Here is a 15445-nt window from a genome sequence, read left to right as displayed (position 1 = left end):
CCCCGACCCGCGATCCGGTCTTCGAGGCGGTCCCAGCGGGCCGCCTCTTTGCGTTGAGGGCACCTGCCCCCGTGCACAACCCGTCTCGCCTGTCGAGACCGGCTCTGATAAGCGGCAAGCATGAGCGACTTGCCGAACGACGATAAGCCGGAGGGGACCGCCCGTCCGGCCCCCGAGTCAGCGCGCACCGAGGGTTGGGCGCCGCCGACCGATGCGGGCCGCGCCGACACCGAGGGCGACGGGTCCGCCAAGTCCGCCGCGAAGAAGGCCGCCCGAAAGGCCAAGCCGCAGCCTCCTCAGCAGACGGTCCCTGCGCCGGAGCCCGAACCCGCCTCGTCCGCCGACACCGAGGGCCTGATCGAGACGCCGCCCGGCGAGCGCATCGCGAAGGCGATGGCTCGGGCTGGCATCGCCTCGCGGCGCGACGCCGAGACGATGATTGTGGCCGGACGCGTGAGCGTCAACGGCGAGACGCTGACGTCCCCCGCCCGCAACGTCACCGAGAACGACCGCATCCTGATCGATGGCGAGCCGATGCCGTCGCGGGAGCGCAGCCGCCTGTGGATCTTCCACAAGCCGCGGGGCGTGGTGACGACCGCCCGGGATCCGGAGGGCCGGCAGACGGTGTTCGACGTGCTCCCGGAGGATCTACCCCGGGTCGTGGCTGTCGGACGGCTCGACATCAACACCGAGGGGCTGCTGCTCCTCACCAACGATGGTGGGCTCGCCAAGGTGATCGCGCATCCTGACACGGGCTGGCTGCGCCGCTACCGGGTCCGCGCCCACGGCGACACCGATCAGGCCCAACTCGACCGGCTGGCCAAGGGCGTCACCATCGACGGGATGGAGTACGGCCCCGTCGAGGCGACGCTCGACCGGGTGCAGGGCGACAACGTCTGGCTGACACTCGGCCTGCGCGAGGGCAAGAACCGCGAAGTCAAGCGCATCCTGGAGCATCTCGGGCTCTCGGTGAACCGGCTGATCCGGCTCTCCTTCGGGCCGTTCCAGCTCGGCGACCTAGAAGTCGGTCTGGTCGAGGAGGTGCGGACCCGCGTGCTCAAGGATCAGCTCGGCAAGAGCCTCGCCGAGCAGGCCGGCGTGGATTTCGACAGCCCGGTCCGCGAGCCGATCGCGCCGTTCGGCGGCACCCGCCCGGCGGATCGCGATGCCAAGTCCGCGCAGCCGGCGCCGGCCCGGCGCAACGCCGCGCGTCCCGCGCCGGCGCCGCGCGTCTCGACCGGAGGCGCCGGTCCCGGACCGCGTAGCTCCACGTGGCGCGATGAGGACGCGGCGAAGCCCCGGGGCACGCGCGTGCCCCGGCGCGGCGCGGATCCCCGGACCGCACAGGCGGCCGCGGCGGAACGCGGCCGCGAGCGCGTCGGCTCGATCCGCGCCGGTGAGCGCCGGGTCGTCGTCGAGCGGCTGTCCGCCACACCGGCGGAGCCGGCCCCCGTCGCCAAGCCGAAGCGCCGCTTCGCCGACCGCGGAGCGCCGGAGCGACAGGAACGCCCCGCCGGTCCGCGCAACGAGCGCCGCGGCGACGAGCGCCCGCGTCGCGAGACCGCGCGGAGCGACGCACCGCGTGACGAGCGGCGATTCGACGAGCGCGGCGGCAAGTCCGGAGGACGGCGCGAACGGACGTTCGAGGCCGGGCCGACCGAGGGGACGTCGCGCAAGCCGGGCGGGTTCCGCGGCTCGAAGCCGGCCGGCGCTGGGGGCAAGCCCGCGTTCGGCGGCCCGAAGACGGGGGCGCCGCGTCCCGGCGGAAGTCGCCCCGGTGGCAAGCCCGGCGGATTCACCGGTAAGGCGGGCGGCCAGGGCACGCGCAGCGGCCCGGGCGGCGGCCCGAGCGCGGGCGGCCGTCCCGGTGCGCCGCGCGGCGGCGCCCGGCCCGGCGGCGGCAGGCCGCCCCGCGGGACGCGATGAGGATCGTCGGCGGCGCGTGGCGAGGCCGCCGGCTTGCCGCGCCGCGCACCGACGCCATCCGGCCGACCTCGGACCGGCTGCGCGAGTCGGTGTTCAACGTGCTCGCGCACGCCTATGACGACGCCGTGGCCGGCGCCCGGGTCCTCGACCTGTTCGCCGGCACGGGCGCCCTCGGCTTCGAGGCGCTGTCGCGGGGCGCGACCTACGCCCTCCTCGTCGACGAGGGCGCCGAGGCGCGCGCGGTGATCCGCGAGAATATCGAGGCCCTCGGTGCCGAAGGCGTGACGCGCCTGTTCCGGCGGGACGCGACCCGCCTCGGCCCGGCTTCCACAGCGGGCACCTTCTCGCTTGTCTTCTGCGATCCGCCCTACGGCCGCGATCTCGCGCCCCGCGCCCTGAGAAGCGCCGCCGAGGGCGCGTGGCTCGCGCCGGGGGCTCTCATCGTCGTCGAGGAAGTCGAGGCCGCTCAGCTCGTCTGGCCGGCCGGCTTCGCGGAGCTGGAGCGGCGCGTCTACGGCGACACGGCCGTGGCGATCGCCCGGTTCGCCGCCTGAATCGCCCCTAGTCCCGAATGCTCGGAGCCGGATCCGCAGCGCCGACCTGGGGCCCGAAATGGATCGCCAGCCAGACGGTGGGCGATTCGGTCCATTCGACACGGTGCCGACGATGGGGCGCGATCAGCACGGCGTCGCCCGCGACCAGGCGACGGGCCTGAGCCTCATCGGCGAACCGCAGGTCGGCCGCGCCCGTCAGGACAGCGACCCATTCGGCATGCGGCTGGTCGTAGTAGAAGCCCGGCGGGCTCGCCTGACCGGTTGAGACGATGCGCTCCACCCGCAGGCCCGCATCCGAGACCAGGACCGACACGATCTCGTCGTCCGCCCGGAGCGGCAGATCGGCGAGCAGACGGGTCACGCGTGTCGGGAGTGGATCCATGACCCCGCCTGGAGGGCGCGCGTGACGCCGGTTCGGCGCCAGGCGACGCCGCATGTCATGCGTTGCGCGACGGGCCGGGCGCCTGCGCTGCCGCCTCGTCCGCCGACCGGGTATGGCCGATCCGCGCCGCGGACTTCACGAGCGAGAGCACGTCGCGGCGCATCTGATCGTCGGCGATCTGATTGTACGCCCGGAGCAATTCGACGGCGCCGGCAACGCGCAGGAGCGCGGGACCGCTATCGGTCGTCGCCTCGGGCTCCGGCTCGAAGAAGCTCGAGACCGGAACCCCGAGCCGCTCGGCGATGGCCTGGAGGCGACCGGCACCGACACGATTCTTACCGGTCTCGTATTTCTGGACCTGCTGGAAGCTGACGCCCAGCGCGCTGGCCAGCGCGGACTGGCTCAGCCCGTTCGCCGCCCGAAGGAACGCGATGCGGCTGCCGACCCCGTGATCGATGGCTGTGGTCTGCTTCGGCTTGGGGGTTGGGTTCGCCATAGTTGGTAGTCCGGATGTTCTTGCTGTTGGCAGGCTTGCTCGCCCGGATCCGGGGCGCCAATCACAACCGACAGGTGCAACATTGCGCGGCCAAGATCCAGACCTGACATCTGTTAGTGCCACAGGTCAGCCGCGCGCGCAACGAATGGTTACGCTTTCGAAATCTTAGGTCCGGAAGACCGCGATCCGGGCCCTCCAATGCCCGCCAGCGGAACAACTCAAATACCGTGCCTAGTCAAATATAAGTGAGTTGGATCGGCTAAAAAATCACTTTCTAAGACTGTAGGGCGCGATCGGGTTGCCTACGCCGCGCTCGCCCATGGCGCCGATCCCTTCGAAGCCTGCGTGATGGGAAACGGTCGATTCACGGCGCGACGCCGCGCGATGCCGGCGGACTTACGCCGCCGGGCCGAGCCAGTCGGCGACGATTCGCAACTGCTCGTCGTCGAGCAGCGCCGGCGCGTGGCCGCAATCGGGGATCTCGACACGCCGCGTCGGCGGTCCCCGCCGGGTCATCTCGTCGGCGGTCGAGGCGAGGAGCAGTTCCGAGTGCGCACCGCGCAGGAGCAGGACCGGACAGGTGATCGCGTCCCAGTCGCGCCACATGCTCACGCTGTAGACGCGGCCCGGACGGAACGCGTCGCCGATGCCGGGATCGTAGTGGGGCCGCCAGCCGCCGTTCGGCTCCTGGAAGAAGCTGTGCTTGGCGATGTGTCGCCACTGCTCGTCGGTGAGCGGCCCGAAGGCACCCAGCACCGTGCGCAGGCGCGACTCGCCCGATGCGAGGTTGTGGTGGAGCCGGGGCGCGTCGCGCAGGCGCGATCCGATCTCGCGGATCGGCGCCCAGGGCAGGAACGGGCCGATATCGTTGATCACCATGCGGCGGATCGGGGACCGGGCGGCGGCGGCCAGGACCATGCCGGTCAGGCCACCGAGGGAGGTGCCGACCCAGTCGATCTTCCCGGGAACCCGGAGATGGGCGATGAGCGCGGCCATGTCGGCGGCGTATTGCGGCAGGCCGTAGAGTTCCGGATCCTTCAACCAGCCGCTCAGGCCGCGCCCGGGCAGGTCCGGGCAGATCACCCGGTAGCCGAGCTTCGCCAGCCGGTAGCCCAGGGCGTCGAAATCGCGGCCCTGGCGACTGAGGCCGTGGACGCAGACGACGACGTGCGGGCTGTCCGGGTCGCCCCACTCCACGTAGGCGATGCGGTGGAAATCGTGGGGTGCGTAGGCCTGGAAATGGCCGGTCCGGAACGGCACGTCGGCGCGGCATAGGTCGTCGAGCCGCGGCATGGTCTCGGGTCCGGTATCCGGCGCCGCGGTGCCGGCGGTCACGGGGTCTCCGTGCGCGCGGCAGCCTCGCGGGCGAGACGGCCGGTCGTCTGGTGGAGGTCGACCATCTGGTCGGTCAGCCGACGGGCCTGCTCCTGCAGGAACGCGATGTTCAGCGCCGCGACCTCGCGGGCGTCGGCCGCCTTGGCGACGCGGTCCGCGAAGTCCAGGCTCGCGCGGACATTGGTGTCGGACGCGACGAGCATCCGGTGACCGATCTCGCGCATCGCCGCCATGGCATGGACGGCGTTGTCCTCGAAGGCGTTGTATAGCCGGGCGCCGGCGGCATCCCACTGCTCGCGCATCCGGCGAGCACCCGCCACGTTGCTGTCGGTGAGCTGGTGCGCGGTCTCGCGGCTGGATCCCATCACCGAGCGCCAGCCCTCGAAGCTCTGCGCCATCGACGCCTCGAAGGCATTCAGAGCCATCTCGCCCGCCTCGGCGAAGCGCTCGTACGCCTCGCGCGCGCGGGCGACGCCGCTCTCGGCCACGGCGCGGCCGGTCTCCCCGGAGATCGTCGGCAGGTTGTCGTTCCCCACAATGGTCTCCCGGATGGGCCGGTCGCACGCGGCCTCGACGACGCATGGCTGGGATACGGGCATCCGCCAGCGCCGTTCCCCCGTCAACCGGGCCCTGTAACAGAATCCGCCCCCGGCCCACATTGTCCCGGCGACCGCGATTGACAGGCGGGGCGGCCGCGAAATCATCGTCGCGCGGAGCGCACGCCACGCCCGCCGCCCGATCAGAAGGCTGCACGATGACGGGAACCAGTCCGACCCGAGCCGAACTCCGTGAGAACGGCTCCCACCCGTTCGAGGCCGGGCTCGCGCGCCGGGCGGCCAACTACGTGCCCCTGACCCCCGTGAGCCTGCTGGCGCGGGCCGCCGCCGCGGCGGGCGCGCGGACCGCCGTGATCGACGGCGACCGGCGCCTCACCTACGCGGACCTCTACGCGCGCTGCCGGCGCCTGGCCGCGGGCCTCGCGGCCCGGGGGATCGGGCCGCTCGACACCGTGGCGATCCTTGCGCCGAACGTCCCGGAGATGATCGAGGCGCATTTCGCCGTGCCGATGCTCGGCGCGGTGCTGAACCCGCTCAACACCCGCCTCGACGCAGCGACGATCGCGTTCTCGCTGCGGCACGGGGGCGCCCGGGCGCTCCTCGTCGAGGCCGAGTATGCCGGTCTGGCCGCGCGCGCCCTGGCGGATCTCGCCGAGCCGATCCTCGTCGTGGCGATCGGCGATTCCGGGATCGACGGGGCGCTGTCCTACGGGGATCTGCTGGCGGAGGGCGATCCGGACTACGCCTGGGCCGGCCCCGAGGACGAGTGGCAGTCGCTCTGCCTGCTCTACACGTCGGGGACGACCGGCGACCCGAAAGGCGCCGTCTACAGCCATCGCGGCGGCTATCTTCAGGCCCTGGGCAACGCCGTGACCTTCGGCCTGACCGGCGAGAGCGTGTATCTCTGGACGCTGCCGATGTTCCACTGCAGCGGCTGGTCCTACCCCTGGGCGAGCGTCGCGGCCTGCGCCACGCAGGTTTGCCTCCGCAAGGTCGAGCCGGCGGCGATCTTCCGGCTGATCGCCGAGCACGGGGTGACGCATCTGTGCGGGGCGCCGATCGTCCTCTCGATGATCGCGCACGCCCCGGCCCAGGACCGGGTGCCGTTCCCACAGCGGGTGCGCTGCGCGGTCGGCGGCGCGGCGCCGTCCTCCACGATCATCCGCACCATGGAGGAGCTGGGCTTCCAGGTGACTCATCTCTACGGCGCCACCGAGAGTTACGGTCCCGCGACGGTCTGCCTGGCGCAGCCGGACTGGACCGACCTCCCCGATACCGAGCGCTACGCCCGCATGGCCCGGCAGGGCGTGCCCCTGGCGACCCTCGAGGCGGTGAGCGTGGCCGACACCGCGACCGACGTGCCGGTGCCGCGGGACGGCACGACGGTCGGCGAGATCCGTCTGCGCGGCAACACGGTGATGAAGGGCTACCTCGGCAACCCGGGGGCGACCGAGGCGGCCCTCGCCGACGGCTGGTACCGGACCGGCGACCTCGCGGTGTGGCATCCCGACGGGTCGGTGGAGATCAAGGACCGGGCGAAGGACATCATCATCTCGGGCGGCGAGAATATCTCCAGCCTGGAGGTGGAGGAGGTGCTCATGCGCCACCCCGCAGTGATGCTGGCGGCCGTCGTGGCGCGGCCGGATCCGACCTGGGGCGAGAGCCCGTGCGCGTTCCTGGAGGTGAAGCCCGGCACGAGCGTGCCGAGCGAGCAGGAGTTGATCGCGTTCTGTCGCGAGCACATGGCGCGGTTCAAGGTGCCGAAGACGGTCGTGTTCGGGCCTTTGCCGAAGACCTCGACCGGCAAGATCCAGAAATTCGTCCTGCGCGAGCAGGCGCGGGATCTCTGACCCGCGTCGGACCCGAGGACGAGCTCGTCCGGGGCGATCGCTACAGGCCGGAGACGAGGTGGCCGCCGTCGACCGCCAGGACGCTGCCGGTCATGTAGGCGCCGGCCTCCGAGGCCAGGAGCAGGAGCGGTCCGTCGAGCTCGGCCGCCTCCCCGAGCCGGCGCTGCGGGATGCGCCTGATCAGCGCCCGGCCGGCATCGGACTCGAAGAAGGCGTCGTTCAGCTCGGTCTTGATGTAGCCCGGCGCGAGGGCGTTCACCCGGATCCCGTAGCGGGCCCATTCGAGCGCGAGGCTCTTGGTGAGCTGGACCACCGCCGCCTTCGACGTGGCGTAGGGCGCGAGCCCGCCGGTGACGCGCAGCCCGAGGATCGACGCGATGTTGACGATGCTGCCGCCCGCGCCGTGCCGGACCATGCGCCGGCCGGTGGCCTGGGCGACCTGCCACACGCCCTTGAGGTTGGTGTCGAGCACCGCGTCCCAGTCGGACTCGGCAAGGTCGAGGGCCGGCTTCGTCGCCGTCACGCCGGCATTGTTCACCAGCACCGCCACCGGTCCGAACCGTTCCTCGGCGGCGTCAAGCGCGCGCTCGACGCTCGCGGCGTCGGTGACGTCCATGACGACGGCGTGGGCTTCACCGCCCGCCGACGCGACGCGGGCGACGGTCTCGGCGAGGGCATCGGCCCGGCGGGCGCCGAGCGACAGGCGCGCACCGGCGCGTGCCAGGGTTCCTGCGAAGTGACGGCCGAGGCCGCTGGAGGCGCCGGTGACGAGGACGTGGCGGCCGGCGAGGTCGAACGGGCCCGCCATCTCAGCGCACCGCGGCGAGGGCCGAGGCGACGCGCCGCGTGGCGGCCCGGCACGCGCCGGTGATGACGGGATCGGTCATGGCTCTGCGCCTCCCCTGAACGCGCCGCCGCCCTTGGACTGCGGCGTCGAAACCTGTTGTGGACCGGCGCCGTCCGGTCCGCCAGCCGGGCCGGTGCGCCCGCCCGCTCAACGACGTCCGAACAGCCGCTCGATGTCAGCGAGCTTCAGCTCGATCGAGGTCGGGCGCCCGTGATTGCACTGTCCGGAATTGGGCGTCGCCTCCATCTCGCGCAGGAGGGCGTTCATCTCCTCCGGCCGGAGGCGGCGCCCGGCCCGGATCGAGCCGTGGCAGCTCATGCGCGACAGGATCGCGTCGAGACGCCGCCCGAGCGGGCCGCCCTCCGTCGCGGCGACGCCGCTCTCCTCGTCGCCGCTGGCCTGCAGGGCGTCGAGGATGTCGGTGACGAGATCGCGCGTCGAGGCACCGATCAGCGCGGCCGGCACCTCGCGCACGAGCACCGCCCCCGGCCCGAACGCCTCGATGGACAGGCCCAGCCGGTCGAGATCCGGGGCGGCCGCGACGAGCCGGTCGGCCTCCTCGGGGCTCATCTCGACGACGTCCGGGATCAGGAGACCCTGCCGGGCGATGCCGCCGGCTTCCCGCTCAGTCTTCATCCGCTCGTAGACGAGGCGTTCGTGGGCGGCGTGCTGATCGACGATCACGAGGCCGTCACGGGTCTGGGCGAGGATGTAGGTCTCGTGGATCTGTGCGCGGGCGGCGCCCAGTGGATGATCGAGCGCCTCCGCGGCCTCGTCGGCGACGCGGGTATCGGCCTGGGGCGGGGCCGCCACGGCGACGGACTCAGGCCCGGTCCAGACGGCCTGAGCGGACTCGCCGAAGCCGGCCGGCTCGACCCGCGCCGGCTGCGGCGCCGGCCGCCACGCTGTGGACGGACGGTAACCGGACGGCGCCGCGACCGAGGGCGCGCCGCTGGGGAACGGGCCGGGACGGGTCGGCCGGAACAGGCTCGGTGCGGTGGCGCCGCTGTGGGTCGCGAGCGGTGGGCCGGCCGGCCGCAGGGCGTCGAGGGTCCGCGCGGCGCCCGTGGTGGCCGAGCGGGCGCCGCCGCGGCGCAGGGCGTCGTGGATCGCGCTCACGATCAGCGCCCGCACGAGGCCCGGCTCGCGGAAACGCACCTCGGTCTTGGCCGGGTGGACGTTGACGTCGACGAGGCTCGGGTCGCACGCGACGGCCAGGCCGAGGACCGGGTGCCGGTCGGACGCCAGGGTATCGGCGTAGGCGCCGCGGATCGCCCCGAGCAGGAGCCGGTCGCGCACCGGGCGGCCGTTCACCGCGAGGTGGATGTGGGTCGCCGCGCCGCGGTGGTAGGTCGGCAGGCCGACATGGCCGGTCACCGCGAAGCCCTCCCGGGCCAGGGAAACCGGCAGGGCGTTGGCGAGGAAGTCCTGTCCCAGCACCGCGGCGAGCCGGCGCAGCTCCGCTTCGGCCCCGGTCTCGGCCGGCAGGACCAGGGGCTGCCCGGCATCCGCCCTCAGGGTGAAGCGGATTCCGGGCTGCGTCGCGGCGAGGCGGCGCAGCGTCTCGGCGATGGCGGCGTTCTCGGCCCGGTCCGACTTGAGGAACTTGAGCCGCGCCGGGGTGGCGGCGAAGAGTTCGGTCACCTCGATCCGGGTGCCGCGCTGGGCCGGCGCCGGGCGGACCTGACCCTTCAGCCCCGCCTCGACCGTCAGGCTCGCCCCCGCCTCGGCCTCCGGCGTCCGCGTGACGATGGCGAGCCGCGACACCGCGCCGATCGACGGCAGGGCCTCGCCGCGGAAACCGAGGGTGTCGATCGCCGTGAGGTCGCCGCCCGGGAGCTTGGAGGTGGCGTGCCGCTCGACCGCGAGGTCGAGATCGTCCGGGGTCATGCCGCGGCCGTCGTCGACGACCCGGATCAGCCGGCGCCCTCCGGCCTCGACGGTGACCTCGATCGCCCGGGCCCCGGCATCGATCGCGTTCTCGACCAGCTCCTTCACGGCCGAGGCCGGGCGCTCGACCACTTCGCCCGCGGCGATGCGGTCGACGAGCACGGGATCGAGGCGGCGGACGGACGGCGCGGACAGGGATGTCATCGGCGCGCAGGATAGTCCCTGCGCGGCGGCGATCCAATCGCGGCGGCCGCGCCGTCTCTTCAGGCGCGGCGCTGCGACCCGCCCAGGGAGATGCGGCCGGTGCCGCCGCGCGCGCCGCGGCTCGCCGCCGCCACGGGACGGCGGGACAGGTCGTAGAGGACGTTTCCGACGAGGCCCGCGGTCCGCCGCAGGGTCGCGCCCTCGCAGGTCGCGGCGACGCGGACGCCGATCGCGTGGGTGTGGCTCCGGCCGTAGAGCCAGACGGCGAGTCGGGCGCGGGTCGCCTCCGGGATCCCGTCGAGCAGGAACGCGGCCCCCTCCGGATCGGCCTTGATCAGGCGGCCCACCACGTCCGGCTCGACCGGACAGTCGAGGGCGGGATCGTCGATGCTGAGCGTTCGATCCTGGTTCATGGCAGCCCCTGACAGTGCGGAGCCGTCAGGGTGGGCAGTCTTGGTTAACGAAAGCTCACCAGGGGTTGTGAGCCTTCATACCCTGGTGCAGGTCGCGACAGCGGCGTTGCGGCGGTGCAACCGGCACCTGCCCGGAAGCCCGACCCTAGAGCGGCCGGCGGATCATGCGGGCGATCAGTCCGACGATGCCCTCGCGGAACAGCAGAACGCAGAGCACGAAGACGCAGCCCTGGATGATCGTCACCCAGGCCCCGAACTGCGCGAGGTACGTCTCCATCGTGACGATCACCAGCGCGCCGACGATCGGACCGAACACCGTCCCCATGCCACCGACGAGGGTCATGAGCACCACCTCGCCCGACATCGACCAGTGCACGTCGGTGAGCGAGGCGAGCTGGAAGACGATCGCCTTGGTGGAGCCCGCGAGCCCGGCGAGCGTCGCCGAGAGGACGAACACGGCGAGCTTGTACTGGCTGGCGCGGTAGCCCAGCGAGATCGCCCTCGGCTCGTTGTCGCGGATCGCCTTCAGCACCTGCCCGAAGGGCGAGTGGATGATCCGGTAGATCAGCAGCATCCCGGCCATGAACACCACGGCCACGACCGCGTACATCACCCGGTCGTCCGCGAGGCTGATCGCGCCGAACAGGTTGCCGCGCGGCACCGCCTGGATGCCGTCCTCGCCGCCGGTGAACTTCGCCTGCAGGGAGAAGAAGAACACCATCTGGGCGAGCGCCAGGGTGATCATCGAGAAGTAGATGCCCTGCCGGCGGATCGCCAGGGCGCCGAAGACCAGCCCCAGCAGCGCGGCCGTGACCGTGCCGGCGAGGATCGCCAGCTCGGGCGTGAAGCCCAGGCTCTTAGCCGTGTAGGCGCAGAGGTAGCTCGCCATGCCGAAATAGGCGGCGTGGCCGAAGGAGAGCAGGCCGCCGTAGCCGAGCAGCAGGTTGAAGGCGAGCGCGAACAGCGCGAAGCACAGCACCTTCATCAGGTAGACGGGGTAGAGGACCAGCGGTGCTACGACGAGCAGCACGGCGATACCGACGAAGATGAGGCGGTGGAGCGCCTTGTCGTCCCGGCTCGTCGGCAAGGCGGCGGCGATCGGGGCGGCGTCGAGGGCGGCGGTGTCGGCCATGGGGGTGCCTCAGATCGCGATCAGGCCGTGCGCCCGAACAGGCCGGCGGGTTTGACGAGCAGCACCAGCACCATGATCACGAAGATCACGGTGGCCGACGCCTCCGGATAGAACACCTTGGTGAGCCCCTCGACGAGGCCTAGGGTAAAGCCCGTGATCACCGAGCCGATGATCGAGCCCATGCCGCCGATCACCACCACGGCGAAGACCACGATGATGATGTCGGCGCCCATGTTGGGATTGACCGAGTAGATCGGCGCCGCCAGCACCCCGGCGAAGCCCGCGAGCGCGACGCCGAACCCGTAGGTCAGCGTCAGGAACAGCGGCACGTTCACCCCGAAGGCCTGGACCAGGGTCGGGTTCTCGGTGGCGGCCCGGAGGTAGGCGCCCAGCTTGGTCTTCTCGATGACGAGCCAGGTGGCGATGCAGACGGTGAGCGACGCCACCACCACCCAGGCCCGGTAGTTCGGCAGGAACATGAAGGGCAGGCGCTGACCGCCGGACAGCTCGGCCGGGATCGCGTAGGGCAGACCCGAGACGCCGTACTGGTTGCGGAAGAGGCCCTGGATGATCAGCGCGAGACCGAAGGTGAGCAGCAGGCCGTAGAGGTGATCGAGCTTGTAGAGCCGGGCGATGAGCACCCGCTCCAGCACGATGCCGAACGCGCCCACCACGATCGGGGCGAGCCCCAGCGCCCACCAGTAGCCGAGTCCGACGTAGGTGAGCAGCATCCAGGCCACGAACGCGCCCATCATGTAGAGCGCGCCGTGGGCGAAGTTGATGATGTTGAGGAGCCCGAAGATGATCGCGAGCCCCAGCGACAGGATCGCGTAGAACGAGCCGTTGATCAGGCCGAGCAGCAATTGCCCGAACAGGGCCTGCGTCGGCACACCGAAGATCGTGGTCATGGCCGTTCTCCGCGCCCCGATCCCACCGTCAGCCCTTCACCAGCGGGCAGTTGCCCTCGTTGAGCGGCCGGAAGACCTGGTCGCCCGGGATAGTCTCGAGCTTCTTGTAGAGGTCCCATTCGCCCTTCGACTCGGCGGGCTTCTTGACCTCGAACAGGTACATGTCGTGGATCTTGCGGCCGTCCGCGCGGATCACGCCCTTGCCGAAGAGCGGGTCGTCGGTCGGCATCGCCTTCATCTTGGCGACCGTGGCGGCCCCGTCGGCGGTCGACTTCAGCTCGGCCACCGCTTTCAGGTAATGGAGCACGTCCGAGTAAACGCCCGCGTGGTTCGCGGTCGGCTTCGAGGCGTTCTTCATCTGCTTGGCGAACCGGTCCGAGAAGGCGCGGGTCTGATCGTTCAGGTCCCAGTAGAACGGCTCCGTCAGGACCAACCCCTGGGCGACCTTGGTACCCAGCGAGTGCACGTCCGACGAGAAGACCAGGAGGCCGGCGAGCGCCTGCCCGCCCTCGGTGATGCCGAACTCACCCGCCTGCTTGATCGCGTTGATCGTGTCGGTACCGGCATTCGCCAGCCCGATCACCTTGGCGCCCGACCCCTGCGCCTGCAGCAGGAAGGACGAGAAGTCGGAGGTCGGGAAGGGCGTCTTCACCGAGCCGACGACCTTGCCGCCGTTCTTGGTGATCACCGCGCTGGTGTCGCGCTGAAGGGTCTGGCCGAAGACGTAGTCGGCGGTGAGGAAGAACCACGTGTTGCCGCCGCGCTTCACCATCGCGCCGCCGGTGCCGTTGGCGAGCGCCACGGTGTCGTAGACCCAGTGGATCGTGTTCGGCGTGCATTGCGGCCCGGTGAGATCCGCCGTGCCGGCGCCGGTGTCGATGAAGACCTTGTTCTTCTCCTTGGTGACCTGGCTGATCGCCAGCGCCACCGAGGAGGTCACCCCGTCGGTGATCATGTCGACGGCGTCGCGGTCGTACCATTGGCGGGCGATCGCCGCGCCGACATCCGGCTTGTTCTGGTGGTCGGCGGAGACGATCTCGACCTTCAGGCCATGCTGCTCCGGCTTGAAATCCTCGACGGCCAGCTTCGCGGCGACCACCGAGCCCTCGCCGCTGATGTCCGAATAGGCGCCCGAGCGGTCGCCCAGGATGCCGATCTTCACGTTCGTCTGCGCGGCCGCAGTACCCATCATCAGGGCACCTGCGAGGGCAGCGAGGGTCACGGGCCGGGCGATGCGTCCGAACATTTCGTTTCCATCCTCCAGCGGCGCGGCGGATCTCCGCCGGCCGAGTATCGGGTCGCCGTTTGCTGGCGCTTCTACGGTTTTCGCGTACGGGATTCAGACGCCGAGATAGGCGTGCAGCTTGTCGATATTGGCGTCAAGCTCGGCATTGGGGATCATGTCGACCACCCGTCCCTGCTCGATCACGAAATGCCGGTCCGCCAAAGTCTGGGCGAAGCGGAAATTCTGCTCCACCAGAACGATGGTGTAGCCCTGGGCCTTCAATTGCTGGATGGTCCGGCCGATCTGCTGGACGATGACCGGCGCCAGACCTTCCGTCGGCTCGTCGAGCAGGATCAGCTTGGCGCCGGTGCGCAGGATGCGTCCGATCGCCAGCATCTGCTGCTCGCCGCCCGAGAGCTTGGTGCCCTGGCTGCCGGCGCGCTCCTTGAGATTCGGGAACAGAGTGTGGATCTCCGCCACCGACATGCCGCCGGGCTTCACCCGCGGCGGCAGCATCAGGTTCTCGTGGACCGTCAGGCTCGCGAAGATGCCGCGCTCCTCCGGCACGTAACCGATTCCGAGCCGCGCGATGTTGCGCGAGGCCATTCGGACCGTCTCGACGCCGTCGTAGACGATCGAGCCCGAACGCTTGCCGAGGATGCCGATGATCGCCCGCAGGGTCGTGGTCTTGCCGGCGCCGTTGCGGCCGAGCAGCGTGATCACCTCGCCCGCGCGCACGTCGATGTCGATGCCGTGGAGGACGTGGCTCTCGCCGTACCAGCCTTCGAGGCCGCGGACGGTCAGCAGCGCGCCGGTCGCGGCCGCCGGAGGTACCTTGAGAGCCGCCTCAGGCATGTCCCGCCCCGATATACGCTTCGACCACGCGCGGGTCCTTCGAGACCGTGGCGTAGTCGCCCTCGGCCAGCACCTGGCCGCGGGCCAGCACGGTGATCCGATCCGACAGGGAGGCGACCACGGAGAGGTTGTGCTCCACCATCAGGATCGTCCGATCCTTCGAGACCCTGCGGATGAGGGCCGCGGTCCGGTCAACGTCCTCGTGGCCCATGCCGGCCATCGGCTCGTCGAGCAGCAGCATCTCGGGATCGAGGGCGAGCGTCGTGGCGATCTCCAGCGCGCGCTTGCGCCCGTAGGAGAGTTCGACCGCCAGCACGTCGGCGAAGTCCGAGAGGCCCACCGCCTCGACGAGGGCGAGCGCCTCGCCGTTCAGCGCGCGCAGAACCCGCTCGGCCCGCCAGAAGTCGAAGGAATCGCCGCGCCGCCGCCGCTGCAGGGCGATGCGGACATTCTCCATCACCGTCAGGTGCGGGAACACCGCCGAGATCTGGAAGGAACGCACGAGACCGAGACGGGCGACGTCGGCCGCCTTCAGACCGGTGATGTCGCGATCCTTGTAGCGGATCGTGCCCGCGGTGGGGATCAGGAACTTGGTCAGCAGGTTGAAGCAGGTGGTCTTGCCGGCGCCGTTCGGCCCGATGAGGGCGTGGATGGTGCCGCGTTCCACTTGCAACGCCACGCCGTTGACGGCCCGGAATCCGCGGAATTCCATCGTCAGGCCATCGGTCGCCAGGATTACATCCCGTGCCAAGCGTGTCCCTCCCGGGTTTGATTTCTTGCCGCCATATCGCCGATCCGCGACGGCACAGTCCATCGCAAACGCTCGTGGCGGCGCGACAATCCCCCGGGAGTGATATCAGTCGCGGCCCGT

General features: G+C 71.1%; 15 protein-coding genes. 3 read left to right on the top strand and 12 right to left on the bottom strand.

From position 1 onward, the window contains the following. Nucleotides 1-120: 120 nt before the first annotated feature. Both J3A75_RS03155 and rsmD read left to right on the top strand, forming a co-directional pair. Complete coding sequence (locus tag J3A75_RS03155) at nt 121-1926, top strand: pseudouridine synthase (RefSeq protein WP_012317096.1); 1806 nt, start codon at nt 121-123, stop codon at nt 1924-1926. Further along, entirely contained in the window at nt 1923-2480 is a 558-nt protein-coding gene (gene rsmD / locus J3A75_RS03150) for a 16S rRNA (guanine(966)-N(2))-methyltransferase RsmD (protein ID WP_012317095.1), read from the top strand. The genes J3A75_RS03155 and rsmD overlap by 4 nt, the downstream gene beginning before the upstream one ends. 7 nt (nt 2481-2487) lie before the next feature. Here the strand turns inward: rsmD and J3A75_RS03145 are convergent, their stop codons facing one another. From J3A75_RS03145 to J3A75_RS03130, 4 genes are all read right to left on the bottom strand, one after another. Continuing rightward, nucleotides 2488-2862, bottom strand: a complete 375-nt coding sequence (locus J3A75_RS03145) for a cupin domain-containing protein (protein WP_012317094.1) — start codon at nt 2860-2862, stop codon at nt 2488-2490. Between the two features lie 55 nt (nt 2863-2917). Next, nucleotides 2918-3358 carry a helix-turn-helix domain-containing protein gene (locus tag J3A75_RS03140; RefSeq protein ID WP_012317093.1) on the bottom strand — a complete coding sequence of 147 codons (441 nt, stop codon included), beginning with the start codon at nt 3356-3358 and terminating at the stop codon, nt 2918-2920. Between the two features lie 396 nt (nt 3359-3754). After that, nucleotides 3755-4693: an alpha/beta fold hydrolase gene (locus tag J3A75_RS03135; protein ID WP_043072898.1), complete on the bottom strand. Its 939-nt coding sequence runs from the start codon at nt 4691-4693 to the stop codon at nt 3755-3757. After that, nucleotides 4690-5229, bottom strand: a complete 540-nt coding sequence (locus J3A75_RS03130) for a phasin family protein (protein WP_012317091.1) — start codon at nt 5227-5229, stop codon at nt 4690-4692. The genes J3A75_RS03135 and J3A75_RS03130 overlap by 4 nt, the downstream gene beginning before the upstream one ends. A gap of 218 nt (nt 5230-5447) precedes the next feature. Between J3A75_RS03130 and J3A75_RS03125 the strand changes: the two genes are divergently transcribed. Further along, nucleotides 5448-7100, top strand: coding sequence for an AMP-binding protein (locus tag J3A75_RS03125; RefSeq protein WP_209649690.1), 1653 nt, complete (start codon nt 5448-5450; stop codon nt 7098-7100). 40 nt (nt 7101-7140) lie between these two features. On the opposite strand, the gene J3A75_RS03120 is transcribed toward J3A75_RS03125, so the two are convergent. From J3A75_RS03120 to J3A75_RS03085, 8 genes are all read right to left on the bottom strand, one after another. Beyond that, complete coding sequence (locus tag J3A75_RS03120; protein WP_053620428.1) at nt 7141-7908, bottom strand: SDR family NAD(P)-dependent oxidoreductase; 768 nt, start codon at nt 7906-7908, stop codon at nt 7141-7143. A 186-nt stretch (nt 7909-8094) separates the two neighbouring features. Continuing rightward, nucleotides 8095-10041: a DNA mismatch repair endonuclease MutL gene (mutL, locus tag J3A75_RS03115; RefSeq protein WP_024827893.1), complete on the bottom strand. Its 1947-nt coding sequence runs from the start codon at nt 10039-10041 to the stop codon at nt 8095-8097. A 59-nt stretch (nt 10042-10100) separates the two neighbouring features. Further along, on the bottom strand, nt 10101-10454 hold the full coding sequence (locus tag J3A75_RS03110) for a hypothetical protein (RefSeq protein ID WP_012317087.1): 354 nt from the start codon (nt 10452-10454) through the stop codon (nt 10101-10103). 145 nt (nt 10455-10599) lie between these two features. After that, nucleotides 10600-11586 carry a branched-chain amino acid ABC transporter permease gene (locus J3A75_RS03105; protein ID WP_024827894.1) on the bottom strand — a complete coding sequence of 329 codons (987 nt, stop codon included), beginning with the start codon at nt 11584-11586 and terminating at the stop codon, nt 10600-10602. Between the two features lie 20 nt (nt 11587-11606). After that, entirely contained in the window at nt 11607-12494 is an 888-nt protein-coding gene (locus tag J3A75_RS03100) for a branched-chain amino acid ABC transporter permease (RefSeq protein ID WP_012317085.1), read from the bottom strand. A 28-nt stretch (nt 12495-12522) separates the two neighbouring features. Continuing rightward, nucleotides 12523-13740, bottom strand: a complete 1218-nt coding sequence (locus J3A75_RS03095) for an ABC transporter substrate-binding protein (protein ID WP_012317084.1) — start codon at nt 13738-13740, stop codon at nt 12523-12525. Nucleotides 13741-13833: 93 nt separating this feature from the next. Then, nucleotides 13834-14574 (bottom strand): ABC transporter ATP-binding protein, encoded by a 741-nt coding sequence (locus tag J3A75_RS03090; RefSeq protein ID WP_012317083.1) that lies wholly within the window; start codon nt 14572-14574, stop codon nt 13834-13836. Continuing rightward, nucleotides 14567-15325 carry an ABC transporter ATP-binding protein gene (locus J3A75_RS03085; RefSeq protein ID WP_012317082.1) on the bottom strand — a complete coding sequence of 253 codons (759 nt, stop codon included), beginning with the start codon at nt 15323-15325 and terminating at the stop codon, nt 14567-14569. The genes J3A75_RS03090 and J3A75_RS03085 overlap by 8 nt, the downstream gene beginning before the upstream one ends. Between the last annotated feature and the right edge of the window lie 120 nt (nt 15326-15445).

Origin of the sequence: Methylobacterium sp. PvP105 (assembly GCF_017876975.1) — a bacterium.
In the GTDB taxonomy this organism is placed as follows: Bacteria; Pseudomonadota; Alphaproteobacteria; order Rhizobiales; family Beijerinckiaceae; genus Methylobacterium; species Methylobacterium radiotolerans.
The sequence above is the reverse complement of the archived record's forward strand: the minus strand, read 5'-3'. Positions and strand labels throughout refer to the sequence as shown.

Bases quoted from the DNA above. Each gene is read 5' to 3' on its own strand.
- J3A75_RS03155 (WP_012317096.1), top strand. From the start codon at position 121: ATGAGCGACTTGCCGAACGACGATAAGCCGGAGGGGACCGCCCGTCCG.
- rsmD (WP_012317095.1), top strand. From the start codon at position 1,923: ATGAGGATCGTCGGCGGCGCGTGGCGAGGCCGCCGGCTTGCCGCGCCG.
- J3A75_RS03145 (WP_012317094.1), bottom strand. From the start codon at position 2,862: ATGGATCCACTCCCGACACGCGTGACCCGTCTGCTCGCCGATCTGCCG.
- J3A75_RS03140 (WP_012317093.1), bottom strand. From the start codon at position 3,358: ATGGCGAACCCAACCCCCAAGCCGAAGCAGACCACAGCCATCGATCAC.
- J3A75_RS03125 (WP_209649690.1), top strand. From the start codon at position 5,448: ATGACGGGAACCAGTCCGACCCGAGCCGAACTCCGTGAGAACGGCTCC.
- J3A75_RS03120 (WP_053620428.1), bottom strand. From the start codon at position 7,908: ATGGCGGGCCCGTTCGACCTCGCCGGCCGCCACGTCCTCGTCACCGGC.
- mutL (WP_024827893.1), bottom strand. From the start codon at position 10,041: ATGACATCCCTGTCCGCGCCGTCCGTCCGCCGCCTCGATCCCGTGCTC.
- J3A75_RS03110 (WP_012317087.1), bottom strand. From the start codon at position 10,454: ATGAACCAGGATCGAACGCTCAGCATCGACGATCCCGCCCTCGACTGT.
- J3A75_RS03105 (WP_024827894.1), bottom strand. From the start codon at position 11,586: ATGGCCGACACCGCCGCCCTCGACGCCGCCCCGATCGCCGCCGCCTTG.
- J3A75_RS03100 (WP_012317085.1), bottom strand. From the start codon at position 12,494: ATGACCACGATCTTCGGTGTGCCGACGCAGGCCCTGTTCGGGCAATTG.
- J3A75_RS03095 (WP_012317084.1), bottom strand. From the start codon at position 13,740: ATGTTCGGACGCATCGCCCGGCCCGTGACCCTCGCTGCCCTCGCAGGT.
- J3A75_RS03090 (WP_012317083.1), bottom strand. From the start codon at position 14,574: ATGCCTGAGGCGGCTCTCAAGGTACCTCCGGCGGCCGCGACCGGCGCG.